This is a genomic window from Microbacterium sp. Au-Mic1 (assembly GCF_021341785.1).
Taxonomy (GTDB): domain Bacteria; phylum Actinomycetota; class Actinomycetes; order Actinomycetales; family Microbacteriaceae; genus Microbacterium.
The window spans coordinates 132,354-155,533 of record NZ_JAJTTF010000007.1; the positions used below are offsets into that span (position 1 = coordinate 132,354).

19 protein-coding genes are annotated in these 23,180 nt (G+C 72.1%); 15 read left to right on the top strand and 4 right to left on the bottom strand.

The window, feature by feature from the left end; translation table 11 throughout:
• Nucleotides 1-62: 62 nt before the first annotated feature.
• The 11 genes from LXM50_RS11220 (at nt 63) to LXM50_RS11270 (ending at nt 12,424) form a co-directional block, all read left to right on the top strand.
• Nucleotides 63-1,610, top strand: a complete 1,548-nt coding sequence (locus LXM50_RS11220) for a hydantoinase/oxoprolinase family protein (protein WP_233311406.1) — start codon at nt 63-65, stop codon at nt 1,608-1,610.
• 1 nt (nt 1,611) lies between these two features.
• Entirely contained in the window at nt 1,612-2,715 is a 1,104-nt protein-coding gene (locus LXM50_RS11225) for a DUF917 domain-containing protein (protein WP_233311407.1), read from the top strand.
• Nucleotides 2,712-3,806 carry a DUF917 domain-containing protein gene (locus LXM50_RS11230; RefSeq protein ID WP_233311408.1) on the top strand — a complete coding sequence of 365 codons (1,095 nt, stop codon included), beginning with the start codon at nt 2,712-2,714 and terminating at the stop codon, nt 3,804-3,806. The genes LXM50_RS11225 and LXM50_RS11230 overlap by 4 nt, the downstream gene beginning before the upstream one ends.
• A gap of 76 nt (nt 3,807-3,882) precedes the next feature.
• Nucleotides 3,883-4,917 (top strand): DUF917 domain-containing protein, encoded by a 1,035-nt coding sequence (locus LXM50_RS11235; protein WP_233311409.1) that lies wholly within the window; start codon nt 3,883-3,885, stop codon nt 4,915-4,917.
• Nucleotides 4,914-6,476 (top strand): CdaR family transcriptional regulator, encoded by a 1,563-nt coding sequence (locus LXM50_RS11240; protein WP_233311410.1) that lies wholly within the window; start codon nt 4,914-4,916, stop codon nt 6,474-6,476. Before LXM50_RS11235 ends, LXM50_RS11240 begins: the two co-directional genes overlap by 4 nt.
• A 68-nt stretch (nt 6,477-6,544) precedes the next feature.
• Entirely contained in the window at nt 6,545-7,300 is a 756-nt protein-coding gene (locus tag LXM50_RS11245; protein ID WP_233311561.1) for an IclR family transcriptional regulator, read from the top strand.
• Nucleotides 7,301-7,423: 123 nt separating this feature from the next.
• The gene (locus LXM50_RS11250; protein ID WP_233311411.1) at nt 7,424-8,641 is read left to right on the top strand and encodes an OmpA family protein; all 1,218 of its coding nucleotides are present in this window, start codon (nt 7,424-7,426) and stop codon (nt 8,639-8,641) included.
• Nucleotides 8,642-8,686: 45 nt separating this feature from the next.
• On the top strand, nt 8,687-9,202 hold the full coding sequence (locus LXM50_RS11255; RefSeq protein ID WP_233311412.1) for a DUF3060 domain-containing protein: 516 nt from the start codon (nt 8,687-8,689) through the stop codon (nt 9,200-9,202).
• Between the two features lies 1 nt (nt 9,203).
• On the top strand, nt 9,204-9,923 hold the full coding sequence (locus LXM50_RS11260) for a response regulator transcription factor (RefSeq protein ID WP_233311413.1): 720 nt from the start codon (nt 9,204-9,206) through the stop codon (nt 9,921-9,923).
• Entirely contained in the window at nt 9,920-10,897 is a 978-nt protein-coding gene (locus LXM50_RS11265; RefSeq protein ID WP_233311414.1) for a sensor histidine kinase KdpD, read from the top strand. The genes LXM50_RS11260 and LXM50_RS11265 overlap by 4 nt, the downstream gene beginning before the upstream one ends.
• 57 nt (nt 10,898-10,954) lie before the next feature.
• Nucleotides 10,955-12,424, top strand: coding sequence for a glycosyltransferase family 39 protein (locus LXM50_RS11270; protein ID WP_233311415.1), 1,470 nt, complete (start codon nt 10,955-10,957; stop codon nt 12,422-12,424).
• Nucleotides 12,425-12,503: 79 nt separating this feature from the next.
• On the opposite strand, the gene LXM50_RS11275 is transcribed toward LXM50_RS11270, so the two are convergent.
• On the bottom strand, nt 12,504-13,289 hold the full coding sequence (locus LXM50_RS11275; RefSeq protein WP_233311416.1) for a helix-turn-helix transcriptional regulator: 786 nt from the start codon (nt 13,287-13,289) through the stop codon (nt 12,504-12,506).
• Between the two features lie 153 nt (nt 13,290-13,442).
• On the opposite strand from LXM50_RS11275, the gene ilvD reads away from it, so the two are divergent.
• Nucleotides 13,443-15,299: a dihydroxy-acid dehydratase gene (gene ilvD / locus LXM50_RS11280; RefSeq protein WP_233311417.1), complete on the top strand. Its 1,857-nt coding sequence runs from the start codon at nt 13,443-13,445 to the stop codon at nt 15,297-15,299.
• Between the two features lie 9 nt (nt 15,300-15,308).
• Here the strand turns inward: ilvD and LXM50_RS11285 are convergent, their stop codons facing one another.
• Together LXM50_RS11285 and LXM50_RS11290 are read right to left on the bottom strand one after the other, a co-directional pair.
• Nucleotides 15,309-16,118 carry an ABC transporter ATP-binding protein gene (locus tag LXM50_RS11285; RefSeq protein ID WP_233311418.1) on the bottom strand — a complete coding sequence of 270 codons (810 nt, stop codon included), beginning with the start codon at nt 16,116-16,118 and terminating at the stop codon, nt 15,309-15,311.
• A complete protein-coding gene (locus LXM50_RS11290) occupies nt 16,115-16,759 on the bottom strand; it encodes a FadR/GntR family transcriptional regulator (protein ID WP_233311419.1) in 645 nt (214 codons plus the stop codon). The genes LXM50_RS11285 and LXM50_RS11290 overlap by 4 nt, the downstream gene beginning before the upstream one ends.
• Before the next feature lie 197 nt (nt 16,760-16,956).
• On the opposite strand from LXM50_RS11290, the gene LXM50_RS11295 reads away from it, so the two are divergent.
• Nucleotides 16,957-18,735, top strand: coding sequence for a 2-isopropylmalate synthase (locus LXM50_RS11295; protein WP_233311420.1), 1,779 nt, complete (start codon nt 16,957-16,959; stop codon nt 18,733-18,735).
• A gap of 64 nt (nt 18,736-18,799) precedes the next feature.
• Here LXM50_RS11295 and LXM50_RS11300 read toward each other — a convergent pair whose 3' ends face one another.
• Nucleotides 18,800-19,810, bottom strand: a complete 1,011-nt coding sequence (locus tag LXM50_RS11300; RefSeq protein WP_233311421.1) for a LacI family DNA-binding transcriptional regulator — start codon at nt 19,808-19,810, stop codon at nt 18,800-18,802.
• A gap of 112 nt (nt 19,811-19,922) precedes the next feature.
• Here LXM50_RS11300 and LXM50_RS11305 point away from each other — a divergent pair, with 112 nt between their 5' ends.
• Together LXM50_RS11305 and LXM50_RS11310 are read left to right on the top strand one after the other, a co-directional pair.
• Entirely contained in the window at nt 19,923-21,371 is a 1,449-nt protein-coding gene (locus LXM50_RS11305) for a cytosine permease (protein ID WP_233311422.1), read from the top strand.
• Nucleotides 21,372-21,400: 29 nt separating this feature from the next.
• Nucleotides 21,401-23,053: an amidohydrolase gene (locus tag LXM50_RS11310; RefSeq protein WP_233311423.1), complete on the top strand. Its 1,653-nt coding sequence runs from the start codon at nt 21,401-21,403 to the stop codon at nt 23,051-23,053.
• Nucleotides 23,054-23,180: the final 127 nt, after the last annotated feature.

Here is a 23,180-nt window from a genome sequence, read left to right on the forward strand (position 1 = left end):
GGCGCCTTCCGACTCCCCGCGACGGGACCACAAGTCCCGGAAACACCGAGAAAGCGAGAACCATGCACATCGGCATCGACGTCGGCGGCACCAACACGGATGCCGTCCTCATGGACGGCGCCCACACCCTCGCCGGGGTGAAGCACTCCACCACCCCCGACGTGACCGACGGGATCGTGCAGGCGATCGAGGATCTGCGCGCGCACCATCCGTTCGAGGGATCCGACATCGAGGCCGTCATGATCGGCACGACGCACTTCATCAACGCGCTCGTGCAGGCCAGTCGCCTCGCCCCCACCGCCGCCCTCCGGCTCGGACTGCCCGCGACCCGAGCCCTCCCCCCGCTCGTGGACTGGCCGGGCGAACTGCTCGAGGCCGCCCGGGCGCGCAGCTACCTCGCGCACGGCGGCTACGAGTTCGACGGTCGCCCGATCTCCCCGCTCGATCCCGAGGAGCTGCGCGGGATCGCCGCGGACATGAAGGCGCATGGGATCCGCTCGGTCGCGATCTCGGCCGTGTTCAGCCCGGTCAACCACGACCTCGAGGTGCGCGCCGCGGAGATCCTCGGCGAGGTCCTCGGCGACGACGTGGCGATCTCCCTCTCGCACGAGATCGGCCGGATCGGCATCCTCGAGCGTGAGAACGCGACGATCATCAACGCCGCCCTGCGCGAGCTCGCCTCCGAGATCGTCGACGGCCTCACCGCCGCCGTCCGGGCGCACGGCATCGAGGCGCCGATCTTCCTCAGCCAGAACGACGGCACACTGATGGACGACGAGTACGTGCGCCGCTATCCGGTCGCGACCTTCGCCTCCGGCCCGACCAACTCGATGCGCGGGGCCGCGGCCACGAGCGGCCTGCAGGACTGCGCCGTGATCGATGTGGGCGGCACTACGGCGGACATCGGCCTGCTCGTGAACGGCTTCCCCCGCGAGACCGCGAACGAGGTGAAGGTCGCCGGCATCCGCACGAACTTCCGCATGCCCGACGTGCTCTCCCTCGGCATCGGCGGCGGGAGCATCGTGGACGAGGAGACCGCCGAGGTCGGCCCCGCCTCGGTCGGCTACCGCCTCGGCACCGAAGCGCTCGTCTTCGGCGGCTCGACCCTCACCGCGACCGACATCGCGGTCGCGGCAGGGCGCGCCGAGGTCGGCGACCCCGCGAAGGTCGCGCACCTCGATCCGGAGTTCGTGGCGCGCGTGCTCGCGCGTATCGCTGAGCGCGTCGCGGAGGCCGTGGACAGGATGCGCACCTCCCCCGACCCGATCGCGGTCGTGGCGGTCGGCGGCGGATCCATCCTGCTGCCGGACGTGCTGGAGCCTTTCGGCCCCGTGCACCGCCCGGAGAACTACGCGGTCGCGAACGCGATCGGCGCCTCGATCGCCCAGGTCGGCGGCGAGATCGACAAGGTCTACGCGATCGCCCCCGGCGCGCGCGACGAGACCATCGCGGCCGTGCGCGCCGAGGCCGTCGACAAGGCGATCGCCGCCGGCGCGAAGCCGTCCACGGTCGCGATCATCGACTTCGACGAGGTCCCGATCCCGTACCTGCCCGGCAACGCCACGCGCATTCGCGCCAAGGCCGTCGGCGACCTGGACATGGGGGCCTGAGATGGGCTGGCAGATCGACACCGCGCAGATCGAGGATCTCGCCCGCGGCGCCGCCGTGTTCGGCACCGGCGGCGGCGGCGATCCCTACATCGGATCCCTCCTCGCCCGGCAGGCGCTGTCGGACGGACCCGTCCCGGTCCTCGGCCTCGCCGAGGTCCCCGACGATGCGCACGTGCTGTTCGTCGCGATGATGGGCGCACCGACCGTCATGGTGGAGAAGCTCCCGAGCCTGGACGAGGTCGTCGAGCCCGTGCGCGCCCTCGGCTCGCATCTGGGCCGCCCCGTCACCCACATCGCGTGCGCGGAGGTGGGCGGGGTGAACTCGACGATCCCCGTCGCGGCCGCCGCAGCGCTCGGACTGCCACTCGTGGACGCCGACGGCATGGGCCGCGCGTTCCCGGAGCTGCAGATGGTGCTGCCCACGCTCATCGGCGTCACCGCCTCGCCCCTCGCGCTCAGCGACGAGAAGGGCAACGTCGCAGTCCTGCAGACGATCGACAACACCTGGACGGAGCGGATCGCACGCGTCGCGACCGTCGAGATGGGCTGCTCCACGATGATCGCCGGCTTCTCGATGACCGGCGCGCAGGCCAGAACCGGCCTCGTCGGCGGCTCGCTGTCACGGTGCATCACAGTAGGGCGCGCGATCGCCGACGCCCGTGCGGCGAAGACGGATCCGGTCGCGGCCGCGGTCCGCGAGCTCTCCGGGCGCGAGCTCTTCGACGGGAAGGTCGTCGACGTGCAGCGCGCCACGACGACCGGATTCGCGCGCGGCCGCGCGCGAATCGAGGGCGAGGGCGGCACCGCGCTCACCCTGCAGTTCCAGAACGAGCACCTCGTCGCCGAGGCCGACGGGCGGATCCTCGCGACCACGCCGGATCTCATCATGGTCGTCGAGGGAGAGTCCGGGGAGCCGATCACGACCGAGGCCCTCCGCTACGGGCAGCGCGTGCGCGTGCTGGCAGCCCCCGCCGACGAGCGCTGGCACACCGCCGAGGCGCTCGCGATGGTCGGTCCCGGCTACTTCGGCTACGACATGCCGGCGCACCGCTACGACGGCACCGTCTCCGCCGGAGATTCCCTCGCGACGGCGGGCGCGGCATGAGCTGGCAGCTCACCGCCGCGGACCTCCCCGACCTCGCCCGCGGCGCGACGCTGCTGGGCACGGGCGGCGGCGGGGACCCCTACATCGGCAGCAAGCTCGTCGAGCGGGTCCTCGGCGACGGCGCGATCACGATCCTGGATCCGGAGGACCTTCCGGACGACCTCTTCGTGATCCCGACGGCGCAGATGGGCGCACCGACCGTGATGGTCGAGAAGATCCCGGCGGGTACAGAGCCGACGCTCGCGCTGCGCGCCCTCGAGGGGCACCTGGGGCGGACAGCCGACGCCACCATGCCGATCGAGTGCGGCGGGATCAACTCGATGATCCCGCTCGTCGTCGCCGCCGAGACCGGGATGCCCGTGGTCGATGCGGACGGCATGGGGCGCGCCTTCCCCGAGCTATCCATGGAGACGTTCGCGGTGTACGGCGTGCACGGCTCGCCCCTCGCCCTCGCCGGCGAGCGCGGCGAGACCGTGATCATCGACACCGGCGACGACGACCGCCAGATGGAGTGGCTCGCCCGCGCGATCACCATCCGGCTCGGCGGAGTCGGGCACATCGCGGAGTACGCGATGTCCGGCGCGGACGTGCGCCGGACCGCGGTTCCCCGCACGATCTCGATGGCGCTCGCCCTCGGCCGCGCGATCCGCGAGGCCCGCGAGCAGCACCGCTCCCCCTTCGACGCGATCGCCGAGACGCTCTCCCGCACGCTGTACACCCACGTGCGCGAACTCGCCGTGGGCAAGGTGCTCGACGTCGAACGTCGTACCACCGAGGGGTTCGCGAAGGGACGCGCCGTGATCGCACCGCTCGAGGGCGACGGATCCTTCGAGATCCTGTTCCAGAACGAGAACCTCATCGCGCGGCGAGACGGCGAGGTCGTCGCGATCGTGCCGGATCTCATCTGCGTCGTGGATCACGAGACAGCCGAGCCGATCACGACCGAGGGGCTGCGCTACGGCCAGCGCGTGCGCGTGCTCGGCATCTCGACGCCGGACATGATGCGCACCGAGGGCGCCCTCGCCGCGTTCGGCCCCTCGGCCTTCGGCCTCGCCGAGCCGTTCCTCCCGGTCGAGCGGCTCGGCGCCTGAGCCGGCTCCCTGGGCCGGACCCGAACCGGCCCCGGGAGCCGATCCCGATCCGTTGCGAGACCTCTAGTCTGGGACGATGGCGTGGCGACTGCGACCCGAGGACGTGACCGCGCTCGCACGGGGCTGCGCGCTGCTCGGCTCGGGCGGCGGCGGCACGACCACCATGCTCGAGCTCATGCTCGCCGGCGATGACTCCGGTCCGCGTCCGCTCGTGGACGTGGACGAGCTGGATCCCTCGACTCCCTGCTTCGGCGCCGCGTTCGTGGGCTCCACGATCCTGCTCGGCGAGCGCATGCCGGGCCTCGCGCCGTTCGGACGCCTGGTGGCCGCGGCGGAGCGCTGGCTGGGCACGCGGATCCCCGCCGTCTGCTCGATCGAGGGCGGCGGCCTGAACAGCCTCGTCCCGTTCCTGTTCGCCGGCGAGCGCACGATCGTCGATGCCGACTGCACCGGCCGCGCCGTGCCGGAGCTCGACCAGATGTCGCTCTTCGTCGACCGGGTGCCGGGCCTCGTGTTCACCTGCGAGAGCGGCGCCGGCGGCGTGGCGTTGGTCGAGACGGATCGCGCCGTGGACGCGGAGCGCATCGTCCGCTCCGCCATCATCCAGGCGGGAGGGAGCGGCGCGGCCGTGCTCGCCGGGTTCACGGTCGGGGATCTCCGCGAGCACGCGATGCCCGGACACCAGCGGCGCGCGCTCGCGCTGGGTCGCGCCTTCCTCGCCGCCCGCTTCGCGCCCCCGGCGGAGCTCGCCGCGCGGCTCGGAGCGAGGCTGCTGACCGAGGGCCGGATCGACCGGATCTCAGCGCACCACGCCGATCCGCATGTGCAGTCGGTCGAGATCGCGGGCCCCGGCGGCGCGGTGGATCGCGTCGTGACCCGCTCGGAGTCCCTGGCGGTGCTCAGCGACGGAGAACTGCTCGCCTCCGCACCGGCGATCATCGTCGTCCTCGACGCCGCGTCGCGCGAGATCCTGCAGGTCACCGACCTCGTTCCGGGACGGCGCGTGGTCGTGCTCTCGCTGCCGGCGCCCGACTGGTGGCTGGAGCGTCCCGAGCGCCTGCGCCGCGTGCTGCCGTCGACGTACGGACTCGCCGAGCTGGACGCCGCATGACCGCGCGACTGTCGCTCGCGGGCCTCCGCGCACACCCCGAGAACGGCGGCCTGCGCCGGATCGCCGGGCCCAAAGACGCCGCATGGGACGCGGTCGCCGTGGAATCGGCCGAGGCCGACCTGCCCGCGGTCCTCGACGGCGGCCTCGCAGTGCTGCTCGACGCCGCGCCGAGGACGCCCTGGCAGCAGGACGCGATGCTGCGCCGGATCCGCGAGCGCGGCTTCGGCGGCGTCGCGATGCCGGGAGCCGGCGCGTTCGATCCCGGCACGCAGCGGCTCGCGGAGCGGCTGGGGATCTGCCTCCTCGACGTGCAGCGGCCCATCGTGCTCGCCCAGGCGTGCTGGATGCTCGTGCAGGCGCTGGACGCCCTCACCCTCTCGCACGTGCGCAAGGTCGCACGCTCGTTCGAGTACCCGGCCCGGGATCTGTCGGATCTGCTGCGCCAGGTGTCCGCGAATCTCGGCCATCCGCTCGCACTCGTCGACGGCACCGACGTGCTGCACTCCTCGGGCGGCGACCTCGATCCGGCACTGCACGCGGCGATCGACTTCCGCCCCTGGGTCGACATCGCCCGTGCCGGCGACGCCGCCGCGGCCTCGGTGCGCGTGGACAGCCCGAGCAGGCCGGGTCTGCGTCTGGTCGTCTTCGGTGCGGGGCTGAGCGAGAGCCAGCTCGCCGCGCTCTCGGTCGCGGCCGAGGTCGCGATGCCGGCCGTCGCGGCGCGGATCCTCATCGACGAGGTCGCCGAGGTGAACGACGTCTCGGCCTCGTCCGCCCTGCTCCGCGATTTCGTCGATGCGAGGGGCCTCGCGGACGACGACATCGAGCGCCGCATGGGCGAGCGCGGCTGGCGCACGTCCGGACATCATCTCGGCTTCCGGATGGTCGGACGGGGCCGGCTGGATCCGCTGCCGCTGCTGCGCGCGGTGCGTGCCGCACTCGGCGGGATCGCCGCAGAGGCGCACGTCACCACGGCCGGCCGCGGGCTGAGCGGATGGCTCGCGTTCTCCGAGGCTCCGGACCCCGTGACCGTCGAACGGCTCGCGCGCGGTCTGCGCGCCCTGCACCGCGAGGTGGGGCGCTCGTTCGCGATCGCCACGGGCGTGGGATCGCTGCAGCGCGGGCCCGCGGGGCTCGCCGCGACGCTGGACGAGGCCGCGGATGCGGCCAGGATCGCGGCGTCGCGCTCGGCGACGGGCTGGTTCGTCCGCGTAGACAGCCTCGGACTCGAGCAGCTGCTGCTGGCCTGGACCGGCAACGACACGTTCGTGCCCGCGGCGGCGTCGCTCCTCGCACCGTTGCAGGGCGCGAGCGGAGATCTGCTGCGTACGCTCTCCGTCTATCTCGACCAGGAATCGAGCCTGGTCGCAACGGCCGCGTCGCTGAACCTGCATCGCAACACCGTCGCAGTGCGGATCCGGCGGGTGCAGGAGCTCCTCGGCGTCGACCTCACGGATCCCGAGACCCGCCTCGCGATGCACCTCGCGTGCCGCGCCGTCCTGGCCCCCGCCGCGGGCGACGGCCCGGCGCGCCGCGAGCATGGCATCCTGGGACCGTGAACGCCGATCGCACCGACCACGGCGCCGGGGCGGGCTCGCCGACGAGCGCCCGCGACGACCGCCCGCAGGTGCCCGCGGCCGAGCACACGCTGCGGATCCTGCGGTTCCTGGCCCGCCGCGCGGGGCCGGTCGCGGCATCCGCGCTGGCCCGCGAGCTCGACATCCCCCGCTCCACCGTCTACCACCTGCTCGCGACCCTCGAAGCGCACGGGTTCGTCGTGCACCTGCCGCAGGAGCGCCGCTGGGGCCTCGGCACGAGCGCCTTCGAGCTGGCCGGCGGCTACGCGCGGCAGGAGCCGCTGGCGCGGCTCGGCCGTCCACTGCTGGCCGGGCTCGCCGACCGCCTCGGCGAGAGCGCGCATCTCGCCGTGATGACCGGGCGCGACGTGCTCTACATCGTCGAGGAGCGCGCGCTCCGGCGCCCCGCCCTCATCACCGACGTGGGGGTGCGGCTCCCGGCTCACCTCACCGCGACCGGCCGGGCCATGCTCGCCGCGCTCCCCCGCGAGCAGGTGCGTGCGCTGTACCCCGATGCCGCATCTTTCGCGCAGCGCACCGGCGGCGGGCCCGCACGCCCGCGCGAGCTGAACGAGCTGCTGCGCGAGGTGCGTCGCGACGGCATCGCCCGCGAGGACGGCGAGGTGACCCCGGGGTTCCGCTCGGTCGGCATCGCCGTGCGCGACCACGTGGACTGGCCGGTGGCGGCCGTCGCCGTCACCTGGTCCGAGGAGGGCTCGGTCGACGAGAAGGCTGTCGCCGACGCCGTAGCCGAGACCGCCCGGCAGCTGCAGCGCCGGCTGGGCTACGGCGGACGCAGCGGCTGATCCCCGAGATCGCTCCGCGGCGGACGGCGTGCGCCGCGCCCCTGCCGCAGGCCACCGGAGCGTGTCGCAGGATCGAGACACGGCCGCGACGGGACGGCGACACCGGGTCGATAGCCTCGAGTCATGAGCACCACGCAGCACCGCGCGCCTCACCCCACCCGGCGTGCCGCCCTCGTCACCGCGACCGCCACGACCATCGCCGTCCTCGCCGGATGCTCCTCCGCCGCGCCGGTGTCGGGCGACGGGACCGCGAAGCCCTCGCACGGCCCCTCCTCGAGCGCCGCCGCGAAGCCCGCCGCCGCGACCGTCCCCGGCTACGACGTCGGTCAGTTCCCGCCGGTCCCCCTGTTCCGGCTGCCCGACCTCGGCCTTCTCTCCGGATCCGCTGACGCCTTCGCGATCGAGGTGAGCACCGCCTTCGACGGCGTTCCGGGCGTCACCGTCTCCCCGGCCCGCTGCGACGCCGGCGGGAAGGTGGTGTCGGGAGCAGGATCCGCGATGCTCTACGGCGACGGGTCGGGCAACTACACGGGACCGGACGGTTCGGTGCAGAACTTCGGAGACGGATCCGGTGTCTCCACGATCAACGGCGTCACGATCGAGAACTTCGGAGACGGATCCGGCAATTACACGGCCGGCTCCGTGCGCATCCAGAACTTCGGCGACGGATCCGGCAACTACAGCGACGGTCGCATCACCGTCCAGGTGTTCGGCGACGGGTCCGGCAATTACGCCGCGCCCGGCATGGCGATCCAGAACTTCGGCGACGGATCCGGCGACTACACGGCGGGATCGGTGCGCATCCAGAACTTCGGCGACGGATCCGGTGACTACGCCGGCCCGGGCATCTCTATCCAGAACTACGGCGACGGCACCGCGAAGGTCAACGGGAAGACGGTGAAGGCGGAGAGGCTTCCCGCCGTGGCGAAGCTCGGCAGCTTCCCGCCGATCGCCGCCCTCGCCCCGATCTCGTCGTGCGGTACCACGATCACGTTCCAGGACGGGGTCCTGTTCGACTTCGACCGCAGCGATATCCGCGCCGACGCCGCGAAGACGATCGCGTCCGTCGCGCAGGTGCTGGTCTCGAAGAACGTCGCGAATGCGGAGATCTCAGGTCACACCGATGCGATCGGAGACGACGCCGACAACCAGGACCTCAGCGAGCGTCGCGCGCAGTCGGTCGTGGACGCGCTCCGGAAGGCCGGCGCCGCCACGGCGATGGAGGCGGTCGGCTACGGCGAGACGCGCCCCGTCGCACCGAACGAGATCGACGGCCAGGACGACCCCGCCGGGCGGCAGTTGAACCGGCGGGTCGAGATCTTCATCCCGGCCGGCCACTGATCCGCCGCCTCGGAAACGCCCGCCTCGGAACGACCGGAGAAGACCATGCACGGCAGCCGCATCCCCGCACTCCTCATCACCGCCCTCGCTCTGGCGGCGGGCCTCACCGGCTGTTCGATCAGCGTCGTCGACACGGCGCACCCGTCGCGCAGTCCATCCCCCGACGCGTCCGTCGACGTGAAGGGCGAGCGCCCGTCCGGCCCGCCGAAGCCGGTGCCGCAGACCGATGCGCCTGTCACCATGCCGGACGCGGTCTCCCGCGCCGGGCTGATCGCCGCCGCCACCACGACGCAGCGCTGCGACGGCGAGCTCACCCTCATGCAGGACGCGGTCGCGGTGCATGTGGAGGGGCCCTGCGACCGGCTCATCGTTAACGCCCAGGGCGCGCAGGTGGTGGCGGACGACGTCACCTCCCTGTCGGTGATCGGATCCGCCAACGTCGTGCTCGCGGCGTCCGTGCGCGAGCTCGTGGTCAACGGCGACGGGAACATCGTGAACTGGACCGGCTCCACACCCGCGATCTCCGACATCGGCACCGCCAACACCCTGAAGGCGGGCTGACATGGGCGAAGCCCCGCGCCCCCGGATCCTGCTCGTCGACGACGATGAGGCCATCACGGGCGCCCTCGGACCCTTCCTGGAACGCAGCGGCTTCGACGTGGAGATCGCCGGCGACGGCGCGCGGGGCCTCGCCGCGGTGGAGCGCCGCGCCCCGGACCTCGTCGTGTGCGACGTGCTCATGCCGCACCTCGACGGCCGGGAGTTCGTGCGGCGCATGCGCGCCCGCAGCCTGTGGCTGCCGATCATCCTGCTCACCCAGGTGGGCGAGTCGTGGGAGCGCAGCGCGGCCCTGGACGAGGGTGCGGACGACTACCTCAACAAGCCTTTCGACCCGCACGAGCTCATCTCGCGGATCCGCGCCGTGCTGCGTCGCACCGCGGCCGGAGGCCCCTCCCTCGCCACCGCCGGGCGGCTGCGCGCCCACGACCTCGTGCTCGACCGCACCGCACGACGCGCCTGGCTCGCCGACGTCGAGCTCACGCTCACCCCCAAGGCGATGACGCTGCTGGAGTACCTCATGCTGCACGCCGATGAGGTGCACAGCCGGGAGCGCCTGCTGTCGACGCTGTGGGGCTTCGACTTCGCCACGTCGAGCCGAGCGGTCGACCATCGCGTCTCCGAACTGCGCCGCGTGCTCGGCGACGATGCTGCGGCCCCGCGATTCGTGGAGACGGTGCAGAGCTTCGGATACCGGTTCGCCGCTCCTGTGGGGGCGGCGTGAACGCGGGTGGGCCGGGTCGTGCGGCGAGCGCGGTCGGAGGTCGTGGTGGGCGCGCCTCACGGCCCCTGTGGTGGTTCCTCGCTGCTGCGCCCGCGGTGCTCGGAGCGGCGATCGCGGCGGTGCTGGCGGCGGCCGGGGACCTGCGCCAGGTGCAGGTCAGGATCGCACTGCCCGCCGTGGCCGCGGGCGCGGGGATCCTGCTCAGCGTGATCGCGCTCGGGGTCCTCGCGGTGATCGCCGTGCGCACCCGACGCCGGGTCCGCGCGCAGATCGCGCTCGACGCGGCCATGGCACGAGGTGCGGCTCAGGAACGGCAGCACCATGCGCGCTTCCTCGCGCGGCTCGACCACGAGCTGAAGAACCCGCTCACCGCGATCCTGGCGACCTCGGCGGCCGCGCAGAACAATGTGGGCGGCGCCGAATCCTGGCCGATCGTGGATGCGCAGGCGGCCAAGCTCGGCGCCCTGGTGCGCGACCTGCGCAAGCTCGCCGATCTGGAGTCGCGTCCGCTCGAGCGCGAACCCGTGGATCTCGAACAGCTTCTGGTCGAGGCGATCGCCGCACTCGCACAGCAGGATCCGGCTTCCGGCGCGCGCATGGCCCTGACGGTCACCCGCGTACCCTGGCCGGTGCCCCCGATCTCCGCCGATCTGGATCTCCTCTCGCTCGCGGTCGACAACGTGCTCGGCAACGCCGCGAAGTACTCCGAGAGCGGCCCGATCGAGGTGCGGCTGCGCGAGGAGGCGGGACAGGCCGTGATCGACGTGGCCGACACCGGCCGCGGCATCCCGGAGTCCGACCTCCCGCAGGTGTTCGACGAGCTCGCCCGGGCTCAGAACGCCCGCGACGTCGCCGGATCCGGGATCGGGCTGAGCCTGGTCGCAGCGATCCTGCGCCGCCACGGCGGCGCCGTCGCCCTGCGATCCGCGGAGGACTCCGGCACGGTGGTGACACTGAGGCTGCCGCTGGCCTGATCGTTGCCGACGTCCGCGACCGGGCTGGTTCACAGGCGGATCAGCCAGTCTCGTCCTGTGTCCACGCCTGCCGACGCGCGCCTGCCGCGCATCGCCCTGATCGCGGGCATCGTCGGCACGCTGGTCGGCGTCCTCGGATCCTGGATCCCCTCGTTCTGGGGCGATGAGGCCGCGAGCGTCATGTCGGCCTCGCGCACCTGGCCCGAGCTGTGGCGGATGCTGCAGTCGGTCGACGGGGTGCACGGCGCCTACTACGCGTTCCTGCATGTGTGGATCGATCTGTTCGGCGCGAGCGAGTTCGCCGTGCGCCTGCCCAGCGCGATCGCCGCAGGACTCCTCGCCGCGGGCACCGCCGTGCTCGCGGGCCGGCTCGGCGGATCGCGTCTCGCCCTCGCGGCAGGGCTCATCGTCGCGCTCCTGCCGCGCACCGTGCTCATGGCCGCGGAGGCCCGCTCGTACGCGATCGGCTCGGCGATCGCGGTGTGGCTGACCGTGCTGCTGCTCGCCCAGCTGGAGGGGCGGCGCGCGTGGTGGGGGTGGGCGGTCTACGCCGTCGGTGCCGCGGTGTCGATCTACGTCTTCCTCTACCTGGCCCTGTTGCTCGTGGTGCACGGCGTCTTCGTACTGCTCTTCCACCGCCGGTCGCTCTGGCGGTGGGCGATCTGGGCCGCGGTCGCCATCCTGCTGGCGGTGCCGATCGTCCGGCTCGCGGCCGCCGAGCAGAACCAGATCGGCTTCCTCGCGCACCGGGACTACATCACGCCGCAGGGCGTGCTGGCGCTGCAGTGGTTCGACCCGGTGACTGCGTGGCCGTGCGGCGCGCTCATCGTGATCGGGTTGGCGGGCGTGCTCCGCCGCCGTCGTCAGGATGCGCGCGGCCTCCGTCTCGGCGTGCTCGCGCTGCTCTGGCTGGCGCTGCCGACCGCGGCGGTCCTGATCGGGAGCGTGCTGATCGCCCCGATGTACACCGTGCGGTATCTGTCGTTCTGCGTCCCCGCCGCGGCGATCCTGGTCGCTCTCGGCGTGCGGACCACTGCGCGGTGGCTCGCCGGGCGCACGCCGCTGCGCACGACGACGGCGACGGGGATCCTCCTCGCCGTCGTGCTGGCGGCGTTCGTCCCGAATCTCATCGTCCTGCGCGGACCCTACGCGAAGGACGGCAGCGACTGGCGCGAGGCCGCCGCCTACCTGCGCACGCACGCCCGGACCGGCGATGCCGTCGTCTACGACGACCGCCCCAAGAACTCGGAGGAGCCGCGGCTGATCGCCGCGGTCTATCCGGACGACCTCGCCGGACTCCGCGATCCCGCCCTGCTCTCCTCGTTCCGCGCCCAGCCCGGCCTCTGGGATCGCACCGTTCCGAACGACCGGCTCACCGCCGGCGACCTCACGCCCGGCGTCTGGGCGATCGAACGCGGTCCTGACGCTGAGCGCTCCCCCGACGTGCAGCACCTGCAGGCGCTCGGCTATCGGGTGATCTCATCGCACCGTCTCAACGTCACGACGGTGCTGCGCCTGGAGCGCTGACCGCCTCTTTCGTCTTCGGGGAGCGATGTGCGCTCGCCTCCTGCGCCAGATGGAGCTGACATCGCTCCTCGAACCGGATTCAGACCGGCACGTACATCACGACCGAGAGGCCCGGAGCGTCGGAGGGCACGAGGCTGTGGTGCTCGAACTCGAGCCGGCCGTCCTTCGGATGCTGGAACACCCGCTGACGGGAGGCGAAGCGCTCGACCGCGTGCTCGGCCCACTGGATCCGGAAGTCGGAGCTTTCCTCGAGCAGCCGCTCGATCAGCGCCCGATGCCGGTCCGAGCTCAGACGCACGCCCGACTCCGCCCGGAACTCGGCCAGAAAGCGCCTGCTCTCCTGATCCCAGTCCGGCAGCATGCGGCGCAGCTGCGGATCCGTGTAGATCAGCCAGAGCAGGTTGCGATCACCGGCATCGACGGTGACGATCGGCTCGTAGAGACGCGCGTACGGGACGTTCCAGCCCACGATCGCCCAATCGCTCGCCACGACGAACGCCGGAAAGGCGAGTGCGTCGACGAGCCGCTGAAGGTGATCCGGGATCCGCTCGGCCTCCTCGGCAGCGGCGTCCTCCTCGGGCCCCGCGAGTCGCACCACGTAGTCGATCTCGGCCGGGCTGAGCTGCAGCACGCGTGCCACGGCGCCGAGCACCTGGCGGGAGACGCCGATGTCGCGCCCCTGCTCGAGCCAGGTGAACCAGCTCGCGCTCACCCCGGCGAGGGCCGCCACCTCCTCGCGGCTGAGACCGATGTCGCCGCGCCGCGCGGCCTGCGGCAGCCCGAGTGCGGAACGTCGCGCAGCACGGCGCCGGGAGGCGAGGAAGTCCCCCAGCTGCTCGCGACGGGGCGTGCGCGGGCGGATCATGCCCGTCGTCCCGCTCGGTCGGTCCCGCCCGGCGGCGAGGGCGCGGTTCCGCGGTGAATGGAGCTCATGGCGAAACAGTACTCCGAGTACTAGTACAAAGCCTCCTCGCGACCGGGCTCGGCAGAACCACCGGTGAGGTCCACAATGGTCACCATGGTCGCTTATCGCTCTCGCACGGTCACCCACGGACGCAACATGGCCGGTGCTCGCGCCCTCTTCCGCGCCGCCGGCGTCGACGGCAAGGATCTCGGACGCAAGCCCATCATCGCCGTCGCGAACTCCTTCACCGAGTTCGTGCCGGGGCACACGCACCTCGCCCCCGTCGGGCGCATCGTGTCGGACGCGATCAGCGAGGCCGGCGGCATCCCCCGCGAGTTCAACACCATCGCCGTCGACGACGGCATCGCGATGGGCCACGGCGGCATGCTCTACTCGCTGCCGTCGCGCGACCTCATCGCGGACTCCGTCGAGTACATGGTCAACGCGCACTGCGCCGATGCGCTCGTGTGCATCTCGAACTGCGACAAGATCACCCCGGGCATGCTGCTGGCAGCGCTGCGCCTGAACATCCCGACCGTGTTCGTCTCGGGCGGCCCGATGGAGGCCGGGCGGGCGACGCTCGTCGACGGCACCGTGCGCTCCCTCGACCTCGTGGACGCGATCAGCGACGCCGTGAACGAGAAGATCTCGGACGCCGACATCCTGCGCATCGAGGAGTCGGCCTGCCCGACCTGCGGATCCTGCTCCGGCATGTTCACCGCGAACTCGATGAACTGCCTCACCGAGGCGATCGGCCTCTCCCTGCCCGGCAACGGGTCGGTGCTCGCGACGCACACGGCGCGCCGCGCCCTGTACGAGAAGGCCGGCTCCCTGGTCGTCGACATCGCCCAGCGCTACTACGAGGGCGACGACGAGAGCGTGCTGCCGAAGAGCATCGCCACCGAGGCCGCGTTCGGCAACGCGATGGCCCTCGACATCGCGATGGGCGGATCCACGAACACGATCCTGCACCTGCTCGCCGCCGCGCACGAGGCCGGCGTGGAGTTCGGCCTCGCCGAGATCGACGCGATCTCCCGGCGCGTGCCGTGCCTGGCCAAGGTGGCCCCGAACTCGGCGGGCGGCAAGACCTACTACATGGAGGACGTGCACCGCGCCGGCGGCATCCCCGCCCTGCTGGGCGAACTGCGCCGCGGCGGACTGCTCGACGACACCGTGCACACGGTGCACGCCGCGACGCTCGGCGAGTGGCTCGACGAATGGGACATCCGCGGCGGATCGGCCTCCGAGGTGTCGCAGGACCTGTGGCACGCGGCGCCCGGCGGTCGCCGCTCGTCCACCGCGTTCTCGCAGTCGGAGCGCTGGGCCTCGCTCGACACCGACGCCGAGGGCGGCTGCATCCGCGACATCGCGCACGCGTACTCGAAGGACGGCGGCCTCGGCGTGCTGCACGGCAACATCGCGGCGAACGGCGCGGTCGTGAAGACCGCAGGCGTGGACGAGTCGATCTGGACCTTCTCCGGCCCTGCCGTCGTCTGCGAGTCGCAGGACGAGGCCGTCGAGAAGATCCTGAACAAGCAGGTCAAGGAGGGCGACGTCGTCGTCATCCGCTACGAGGGACCGAAGGGCGGGCCCGGCATGCAGGAGATGCTCTACCCGACCTCGTTCCTGAAGGGTCGCGGACTCGGCAAGGCGTGCGCGCTGATCACGGACGGCCGCTTCTCCGGCGGCACCTCGGGCCTGTCCATCGGGCACGTCTCGCCCGAGGCGGCCGCCGGCGGCGTGATCGCGCTCGTCGAGGACGGCGACATCGTCTCGATCGACATCCCGACCCGCAAGCTCGAACTCGACGTGCCGTGGGAGGAGCTGGAGCGCCGCCGCGAGCACCTCGAGGCCAACGGCGGATACCGGCCGCGCAGCCGCGTGCGCGAGGTCAGCCCGGCGCTGCGCGCCTACGCCCACTTCGCCCAGTCGGCGGACAAGGGCGCGATCCGCATCGTCCCGGAGCTCTGAGACTCGGCGTCACGCCGGCACGGCCGCCCTGCGGTCGCGACGCGTGCGCGCCGCCCACCGCCCGCCGGTGCGGGTCACCTCGATCGGGTGGGCGAACGCGCGCGAGATCGTCTCGGTCGTCACGGCGGCCTCGATCGCGCCGATCGCGGCGATCGCCCCTCCCTCGATGACGAGGGCATGACTCGTGGTCTCCGGCAGGTCCTCCAGGTGATGCGTGACGAGGATCGATGCGAGCCGCGGATCCCGGTGTGCAAGGGCGTCGATCGTCTCCAGGAGCTGCTCCCGGGCGGCCACATCGAGCCCGGTCATCGGTTCGTCGAGCAGGAGCAGCCGCGGCCGGCACGCGAGCGCCCGCGCGATGAGCGCCCGGCCGCGCTCCCCTTGCGAGAGCGTCGGCCACAGGGCGTCGCGTCGGTGCGAGAGCCCGACGTCGACGATGAGCTGCTGCGCGAGGGCGGTCTGCGCGGGCGTCGGCCCCCAGCGCATCGGCGTCTCGATCGTCCCGGTGAGCCCGGTCAGCACGACCTCGGTCACGGTCAGCGGCGAGCGCAGCGGATGCCGCGGATCCACGTGGCCGATGCGGTGTCGCAGCTCCTGAAGGTCGACGCGGCCGATCCTGTGCCCCAGCACCTCGGCGGTCCCGCTCGACGGATGCGTACGGGCGCCGCAGATGCCGAGGATCGTGCTCTTGCCCGCGCCGTTCGGCCCCAGCAGCGCCCAGTGCTCCCCCGCGTGCACCGTCAGGCCGATCTCGTGCAGGATGTCGCGCCCGTCGCGCCGTAGCGACACCCGGTCCAGCCGGACGACCTCGGCGCTCACCGCAGGCCGTCCTTGAGCGACGCCAGGTGCGACCGGCTGAGGCGGGAGGCGGCCGCGGCGTCGCGGGAACGGATCGCATCGACCAGGCGCACGTGCGCCTCATGGTCCTCGTCGTCGCCGAAAGAGGCGCGGATACGCAGCATCGCGATCATCGTCTGCCGCAGGCGCGGAGTGAACCCGTCGAACAGCTCGGTGAGGATCGGGTTGGCGGCGGCGACGACGATCGCGCGATGGAACGCGAGATCCGCGTCGACATGCTCCTCGAGATCGGAGCGGTGCTCCGACCTGTTGCGGAGGGCGCGACGGATCGCACGGAGATCATCCGCCGATCGGCGCTCCGCGGCGAGCGCCGCGGCATCGCCCTCGATCGCCGCCCTCGCCTCGATCACGCTCACGATGTCGGCGCGCTGCAGCACGGCATCCCAGTCCTCCCGCACGTCGAGCGCGGTCACGAAGACCCCCGCGCCCTGGCGCGCCGACAGCACGCCTCGGCCCGCCAGCTGACGGATCGCCTCGCGCACGGTGGACCGCCCCACCCCCAGCTGGGCGGCGAGGGTCGTCTCGCCGGGGAGTCGGGCGCCCAGCGCCCACTCCTCGTCCCTGATCCTCTCCAGGAGCACGTCCGCGGTCTGATCCGCCATCGAAGAACGTCGCACACTCGGACTCATGACCACGGTAACTCCTCAACTTGTCTGCGGAGTTAACGCTACACTGCCTGCATGCTCACGAGCGCGATCCTCCTTCTTCACCGCCACGGCGGGGACTGACCGGTCCGGCACCCCGTCGTGGCTGATGCGCCGCGCCGGCCCGCCGAAACCCTCGCAGAGAGCAGAAGAGCATGACCCGCACCCCCTTCCCCGGAATTTCCACGCCCGCCGGCCCCGTCCCCGCCGACGCGCCGGCCTGGAACCGGCAGAGGCGTTCGCAGATGCCGTCGCATCGCTATGCCGATCCCTACGACCGCGTCTCGATCCCCCTCTCCGCGGACGAGCGCACCTGGCCGACCCGGCGCCTCACCGCCGCACCGCTGTGGGTCCCCGTCGATCTCCGCGACGGCAACCAGGCACTCGCGGAGCCCATGGATCCTGCGCGCAAGCGACGTTTCTTCGACCTCATGGTCGCGATGGGCTACAAGGAGATCGAGGTCGGCTATCCGTCCGCATCGCAGACCGACTTCGACTTCGTGCGTCTGATCGCCGAGCACGACATCGCGCCGGAGGACGTGACGATCGTCGTGTTCACCGCCGCGCGGCGCGATCTCATCGCGCGGACGGTCGACGCGATCCGCGACATCCGCAACCCCGTCGTCATCCACCTCTACACCGCGACGGCGCCGATCTGGCGGGAGACCGTGCTCGGACGAGATCGGGACGAGCTGCGCACCCTCATCCTCGGCGCCGGACGGGACGTGCTCGAGCTGGGCGGCGCGCTGCCGCATGTGCGGTTCGAGTTCTCCCCCGAGGTGTTCATGCTGACCGAGCCCGACTATGCGCTCGAGGTCTGCAACGCGATGACCGCCCTGTGGGACGCGGCGCCGGAACGCCCGGTGATCCTCAACCTGCCGGCGACGGTCGAGATCGCCACGCCCAACGTCTACGCCGACCAGATCGAGTACATGCACCGCCACCTCGACCGGCGCGGGAGCGTCATCCTGTCGGTCCACCCGCACAACGATCGCGGCACCGGGATCGCCTGCGCGGAGCTGGCCGTGCTCGCCGGCGCGCAGCGGGTGGAAGGCTGCCTGTTCGGCAACGGGGAGCGCACCGGCAACGTCGACCTCGTCACGCTCGCCCTCAACCTGCATGCCCAGGGCATCGATCCGATGATCGACTTCTCCGACATCGACGAGATCCGCCGCACGGTCGAGCACAGCAACCGGATCGAGGTGCACCCGCGGCATCCCTACGTCGGAGACCTCGTGCACACGGCGTTCAGCGGCACCCACCAGGACGCGATCCGCAAGGGCTTCGCCGAGCACCGCGCGCGTGCCGCGCGCGAGGGCCGGTCCGAGCGCGAGATCGCCTGGCGCGTGCCGTACCTCCCGGTCGATCCGGCCGACCTCGGCCGTTCCTACGATGCGGTGATCCGGGTCAACTCGCAGTCGGGCAAGGGCGGGATCGCCTACCTGCTCGAGACGGCGTTCGGGATCCGGCTCCCTCGCCGGCTGGAGATCGACCTCGCAGGGCACGTGCAGCGGCACGCCGACGAGAGCGGCCTCGAACTCGACGCGCACGGGCTCTGGCGCATCTTCGACGAGGCGTATCTCGCACGTGGTGAGGAGCCGCGGATCGCGCTGACGCAGGTGCGCACCGACACATCCGCCGTGGAGCCGCGCACGACCTTCCGGCTGCGCGTGGATGGATCCGAGCACGCCTCGGAGCACCCGGGGGTCGGTCCGGTGGAGGCGCTCACGGCGGCCCTCGCGATGCACGGGGCGCCGATCGAGATCCTCGACCTGCAGCAGACGAGCCTCGGCCCCGGCAGCGACGGCGAGGCGCTGACGCTGATCGAGTACCGCGGGGCGCACGGCACGGCGTGGGCCGCAGGACGGGACGGATCGGTGCTGACCGCGACGCTGAACGCCGTCATCGCCGCCGGGAACGCGTCGACGCGTTGACCGGGCTTCGCGGATCCGCCCTCATCAGGACGGCGGATCCGCGGGGCTCGGCGCCCGAACCGGCTCAGCCCGCGGTCGACGCACGCACGATGAGTGCGCCGTGGTCGGGGGCGGGCACGTCGACCAGGAGCTCCGGTTCGAGTTGCCCCAGCAGTTCGGCCGCCGCCTGCCGCCCCAGCGCCTGCGGCTGCAGGTCGACCGCGGTGATCTCCGGGATCGCGCCGCGCAGGCGCTCCGCGTCCGACCCGCACACCACGCGCACGTCCTCCGGCACCCGGACGCCGCGAGCCACGAGCCGGTCCACGAGCGCGCGGGCGTGATCACTGGTCATGCAGTAGATGCCGTCCGGCGGCTCGGACAGGGCGAGCAGCTCGTCCGCGACTGCGACCAGCTCCTCCTGCTCGGCCAGCTCCGGCACGTGCCGCACCAGTTGTGCGTGCCCGGGCAACCGCTCCCGGTAGCGCTGCTCGGTCGCGGAGTTCCACTCGATCGGATCGGTGCCGACGACCAGGGCGATCCGGCGGGCCCCGTGCGCGGCGAGATGCTCGAGCACGCGGTCCGTGATCAGGGCGGTGGCGATGTCGACGACGTGGGGATCCCCGGGGTCCGCGGTGTCGGCCCCAACCAGCGTGTAGGGCATGCCGCCCGCGCGCAGCGCAGCGATGAGCGGGTCGTCCTCGACGGGGTCGGTCACGATGATGCCGTCGCACGCCCACGCCGTGCTCGGCGCCTGCGGCACCGTCGGATCGGCGACCAGCATCAGCGCGTAGCCGTGCGCGAGCGTCGTGAGCGCGGCCGCCCCGGCGAACCGCGGGAAGTAGTCGACGTCCTGGATCTGCTGCGGCTCGACGCCGACGGCGGGCCGCAGCACCAGCCCGATCACCCCGAGCCTGCTGCGACGCAACCCGCTCGCCACGACGTCCGGGTGATACCCCAGCGCCGTCGCCGCCGCGCGCACGCGCGCCTGAGTGCGCTCGTTCACGACGCCGTTGCCCGAGAACGTGTGCGACACCGTGGTCACCGAAACTCCCGCACGACGGGCCACGTCGCGGATCGTCGATCGCTGTCTGCGCATGCCGCGATGATAATCGCGGAATCCGCTTGTCCAAATCGTTTTGGATCTTTAGCGTTGCGTGTCGAGCGCGAACAAGGACGTCGCGCACCCGACCTTTCGCCCTGGAGGACCCATGTCGCAGACGACACCCCCCGAGACCGCGGACCCGTCCCCCGCCCTCACGCACCCCGTCCCCACCGACAGCGCCACGCGGGTCGAGACGCACGGCATCGACTACATCCCGAACGCCGAGCGGCACGGCCGCGCCCGCGACCTGTTCGCGGTGTGGGCGGCCCCGAACGTCAACTTCCTCGCCGTCGTGATCGGCGTGACCCTCGTGCTGCTCGGTCTGAACCTGTGGCAGGCGCTGCTGGTCATCGTGATCGGCAACCTATTCTCCATCATCACCGGCATCGTCGCCGGATCCGGACCCGCCGCCGGCACCCCGAGCGAGATCATCACCCGCGCGATGTACGGCATCACCGGCAACCGGTTCAACGTCGCGATCGCCGGCTGGCTGATCAGCGTCTGCTACCTCGCGATCAACTGGGCAGCCGCCACGACCGTCGCGGTCGGGCTGCTCGGCCGACTCGGGATCGCATCATCGCCCTGGACCATTGCGATCAGCGCCGTCGTGATCGCCGCCGCGACCATGGTCATCAGCGTGTACGGCCACGGCCTGATCATGCGGCTGTACCAGCCGCTCGCGATCCTGCTCGCCGTGATCTTCGCGGGCATGGCCGTGTTCGTCGTCGGCGGCGCGAAGTGGGGCTACGCGCCCGCGCACCCGCTGCACGGGCTGGAACTGGTCGCGATGATGGCCGCCGGCGTCGCGCTGGTCGCGTCCGGCCCGCTGTCGTACACGAACAGCGCCGACTTCGCCCGCTACCTGCCCGCAGCCACGCGCGTGCGCGACGTCGCACTGTGGACCACGCTGGGAATGGTGATCCCCGGAGTGCTCGCGACCTTCGTCGGCGTGCTCGCCGCGAGTTCCGTGGACATGTCGGATCCGGAGGCGGGGCTGGAGAAGTTCCTGCCCGGCTGGTTCGCGCCGATCTTCCTCATCTCCGTGATCGTCGGCACCATCGCCAACAATGCGATGACCGCCTACAGCTCCGGCCTCGCCCTGCAGGCCGTCGGCATCCGCCTGCCCCGCTCTCGCACCGTGCTGCTGGACGGCACGGTCGGCGTGCTGATGACCCTGTTCGCACTGCTCGTGTGGAACTTCCTCGACAGCGTGTCGAGCGCCCTGCAGCTCGCGGTGACGGTGCTGGCACCGGTGATGGGCGTGTACCTCGCCGACATGCTGTGGCGACGCAACCGCTACGACGGAGCGGCTCTCGCCGACGACAGCCGTGGCAGCCGGTTCTGGTTCACCGGCGGCGTGCACGTCCCCGGCGCGGTCGCGGTGCTCGTCGGCATCGGCGCCTCGCTGATGTGCAGCGCGACCCTGGTCTTCACCGGTCCGATCGCCGCGGCGCTCGGCGGCATCGATCTCTCGGTACCGGTCGGGCTGCTCGTCCCGTTCATCCTCTACCTGGTGCTGGTGCGTCGCTCGCCCCGCTCCCAGGCCTCGCTCTGACCATCCGCACCGACAAGGATCCGACACCGATGACTTCGAACGAGACCCGTACGACGCACTACCGCGGTGGTGCGATCTTCACCTCCGACACCCCGCCGTGGGCGCAGTCGCTCATCGTCGAGGACGGCCGCGTCCTCTTCGTCGGAGACACCGACGCCGCCGATGCCTTCGCCGCGGACGACGTCGTCGAGCTCGACGGGGCGCTCGTGATCCCCGGCATCGTCGACGCGCACACCCACCTCATCGGGCTGGGCGAGTCGCTCGAGCAGGTGGATCTGCACGACGCTCCCGACCTCGCCGAGATCCAGACGCGCATCGCCACGGCGGCCGCCGCCGACCCGGATGCACCGCGGATCCTCGGCCGCAGCTGGCTGTTCTCCAGCCTGGACGGCCGGGCGCCGCACCGCGACATGATCGACGCAGTGGTCGCCGACCGCCCCGTCTATCTGAACGCGAACGACAACCACTCCGCCTGGCTGAACACGGCGGCGCTCGCGGAACTGGGCATCGACGACGCGACCCCGGATCCGCTCGGAGGCACGATCCAGCGCGACGCCGAGGGCCGCGCCACCGGCATGCTGCTGGAGAATGCGGTGTTCGCGTTCCTCCGCGAGCGGCTGGACGCCCTCACGAGCGACGCCGACCGCGAAGCGCAGTTCGAGGCGGCGCTGCGCACCTACCTCGACGCCGGCGTCACCGCCGCGGTCGACATGGCGCTGGGCGAGCCCGACCTGCGCGCGATGCTCGCCGTGCAGGATCGGTACGACGGTGTCCTTCCGATGCACGTCGCCGCGCACTGGGCCGTGTACCGCACCGCGACCGCGGAGGGCGACGCCGCCGCGGTCGACCGGGCGATCGCCCTGCACCGGGAGCACTCCGGCCAGGGTCTGCGGATCGCCGGCATCAAGCTGTTCGTCGACGGCGTGATCGACAGCTGCACCGCAGCGATGCGCTCGCCGTTCGCCGACGGCTCGCAGCCGGACGCGCTCTGGGACCTCCCGTCACTGACGGCGGTCGTCACTCGCGCCGACGCCGCGGGCCTGCAGATCGCGATGCATGCGATCGGCGATGCCGCGTCGGCACTCGCCCTCGACGCCCTCGAAGCCGCGGTCGCGACGAACGGCCCGCGCGCCGACCGCCGCCACCGGATCGAGCACCTGGAGACCGTGGATCACGCGACCCCGTTGCGGCTGGCGCGCCTCGGCATCATCGCCTCGATGCAGCCCGTGCACTGCGACCCCGCGATCCAGGACAACTGGCGTGCGATGCTCGGCGACGATCGCGTCGAGCGCGGCTACCCCTGGGCAGAGTTCGCCGAGGCGGGAGCAACGCTTGCGCTCGGCACCGATGCGCCGACCGCGCCGTTCGACCCGCTGCCGAACCTGTTCATCGCGACCACTCGGCGCTCGGCGTTCGACCCGGCCCTGCCGGCGAACGTCCCCGGCAACGCGATGGCGATCGCCGACGCCGTGCGTCGCGCCACCCGCGACGCCGCGTACGCCTCGCGCTGGGAGGGCGACCTGGGCGTGCTCCGCGCGGGCGCATCCGCGGACTTCGCGGTACTCGACGCGGATCCGTTCCGCGACGGCCCCGAGGCGTTCCTCACCGCACGGGTGCGCGCCACGTTCGTCCGCGGACGCGCGCACGCCGCCGCGGTCGCCGCAGGCTCGGCAGGTCGCTGAACGAGCGCACAGCACGACACCACCCGTCCGGGGTCGTTGAGCGAGGACGCCGCACGACACCACCCCTCCGGGGTCGTTGAGCGAGGACGCCGCAGGCGACCGAGACGAAACGCCGCCAGCTCTCAAG

Bases quoted from the DNA above. Each gene is read 5' to 3' on its own strand.
- LXM50_RS11220 (WP_233311406.1), top strand. From the start codon at position 63: ATGCACATCGGCATCGACGTCGGCGGCACCAACACGGATGCCGTCCTC.
- LXM50_RS11225 (WP_233311407.1), top strand. From the start codon at position 1,612: ATGGGCTGGCAGATCGACACCGCGCAGATCGAGGATCTCGCCCGCGGC.
- LXM50_RS11230 (WP_233311408.1), top strand. From the start codon at position 2,712: ATGAGCTGGCAGCTCACCGCCGCGGACCTCCCCGACCTCGCCCGCGGC.
- LXM50_RS11235 (WP_233311409.1), top strand. From the start codon at position 3,883: ATGGCGTGGCGACTGCGACCCGAGGACGTGACCGCGCTCGCACGGGGC.
- LXM50_RS11240 (WP_233311410.1), top strand. From the start codon at position 4,914: ATGACCGCGCGACTGTCGCTCGCGGGCCTCCGCGCACACCCCGAGAAC.
- LXM50_RS11250 (WP_233311411.1), top strand. From the start codon at position 7,424: ATGAGCACCACGCAGCACCGCGCGCCTCACCCCACCCGGCGTGCCGCC.
- LXM50_RS11255 (WP_233311412.1), top strand. From the start codon at position 8,687: ATGCACGGCAGCCGCATCCCCGCACTCCTCATCACCGCCCTCGCTCTG.
- LXM50_RS11260 (WP_233311413.1), top strand. From the start codon at position 9,204: ATGGGCGAAGCCCCGCGCCCCCGGATCCTGCTCGTCGACGACGATGAG.
- LXM50_RS11275 (WP_233311416.1), bottom strand. From the start codon at position 13,289: ATGATCCGCCCGCGCACGCCCCGTCGCGAGCAGCTGGGGGACTTCCTC.
- ilvD (WP_233311417.1), top strand. From the start codon at position 13,443: ATGGTCGCTTATCGCTCTCGCACGGTCACCCACGGACGCAACATGGCC.
- LXM50_RS11290 (WP_233311419.1), bottom strand. From the start codon at position 16,759: ATGGCGGATCAGACCGCGGACGTGCTCCTGGAGAGGATCAGGGACGAG.
- LXM50_RS11295 (WP_233311420.1), top strand. From the start codon at position 16,957: ATGACCCGCACCCCCTTCCCCGGAATTTCCACGCCCGCCGGCCCCGTC.
- LXM50_RS11300 (WP_233311421.1), bottom strand. From the start codon at position 19,810: ATGCGCAGACAGCGATCGACGATCCGCGACGTGGCCCGTCGTGCGGGA.
- LXM50_RS11305 (WP_233311422.1), top strand. From the start codon at position 19,923: ATGTCGCAGACGACACCCCCCGAGACCGCGGACCCGTCCCCCGCCCTC.
- LXM50_RS11310 (WP_233311423.1), top strand. From the start codon at position 21,401: ATGACTTCGAACGAGACCCGTACGACGCACTACCGCGGTGGTGCGATC.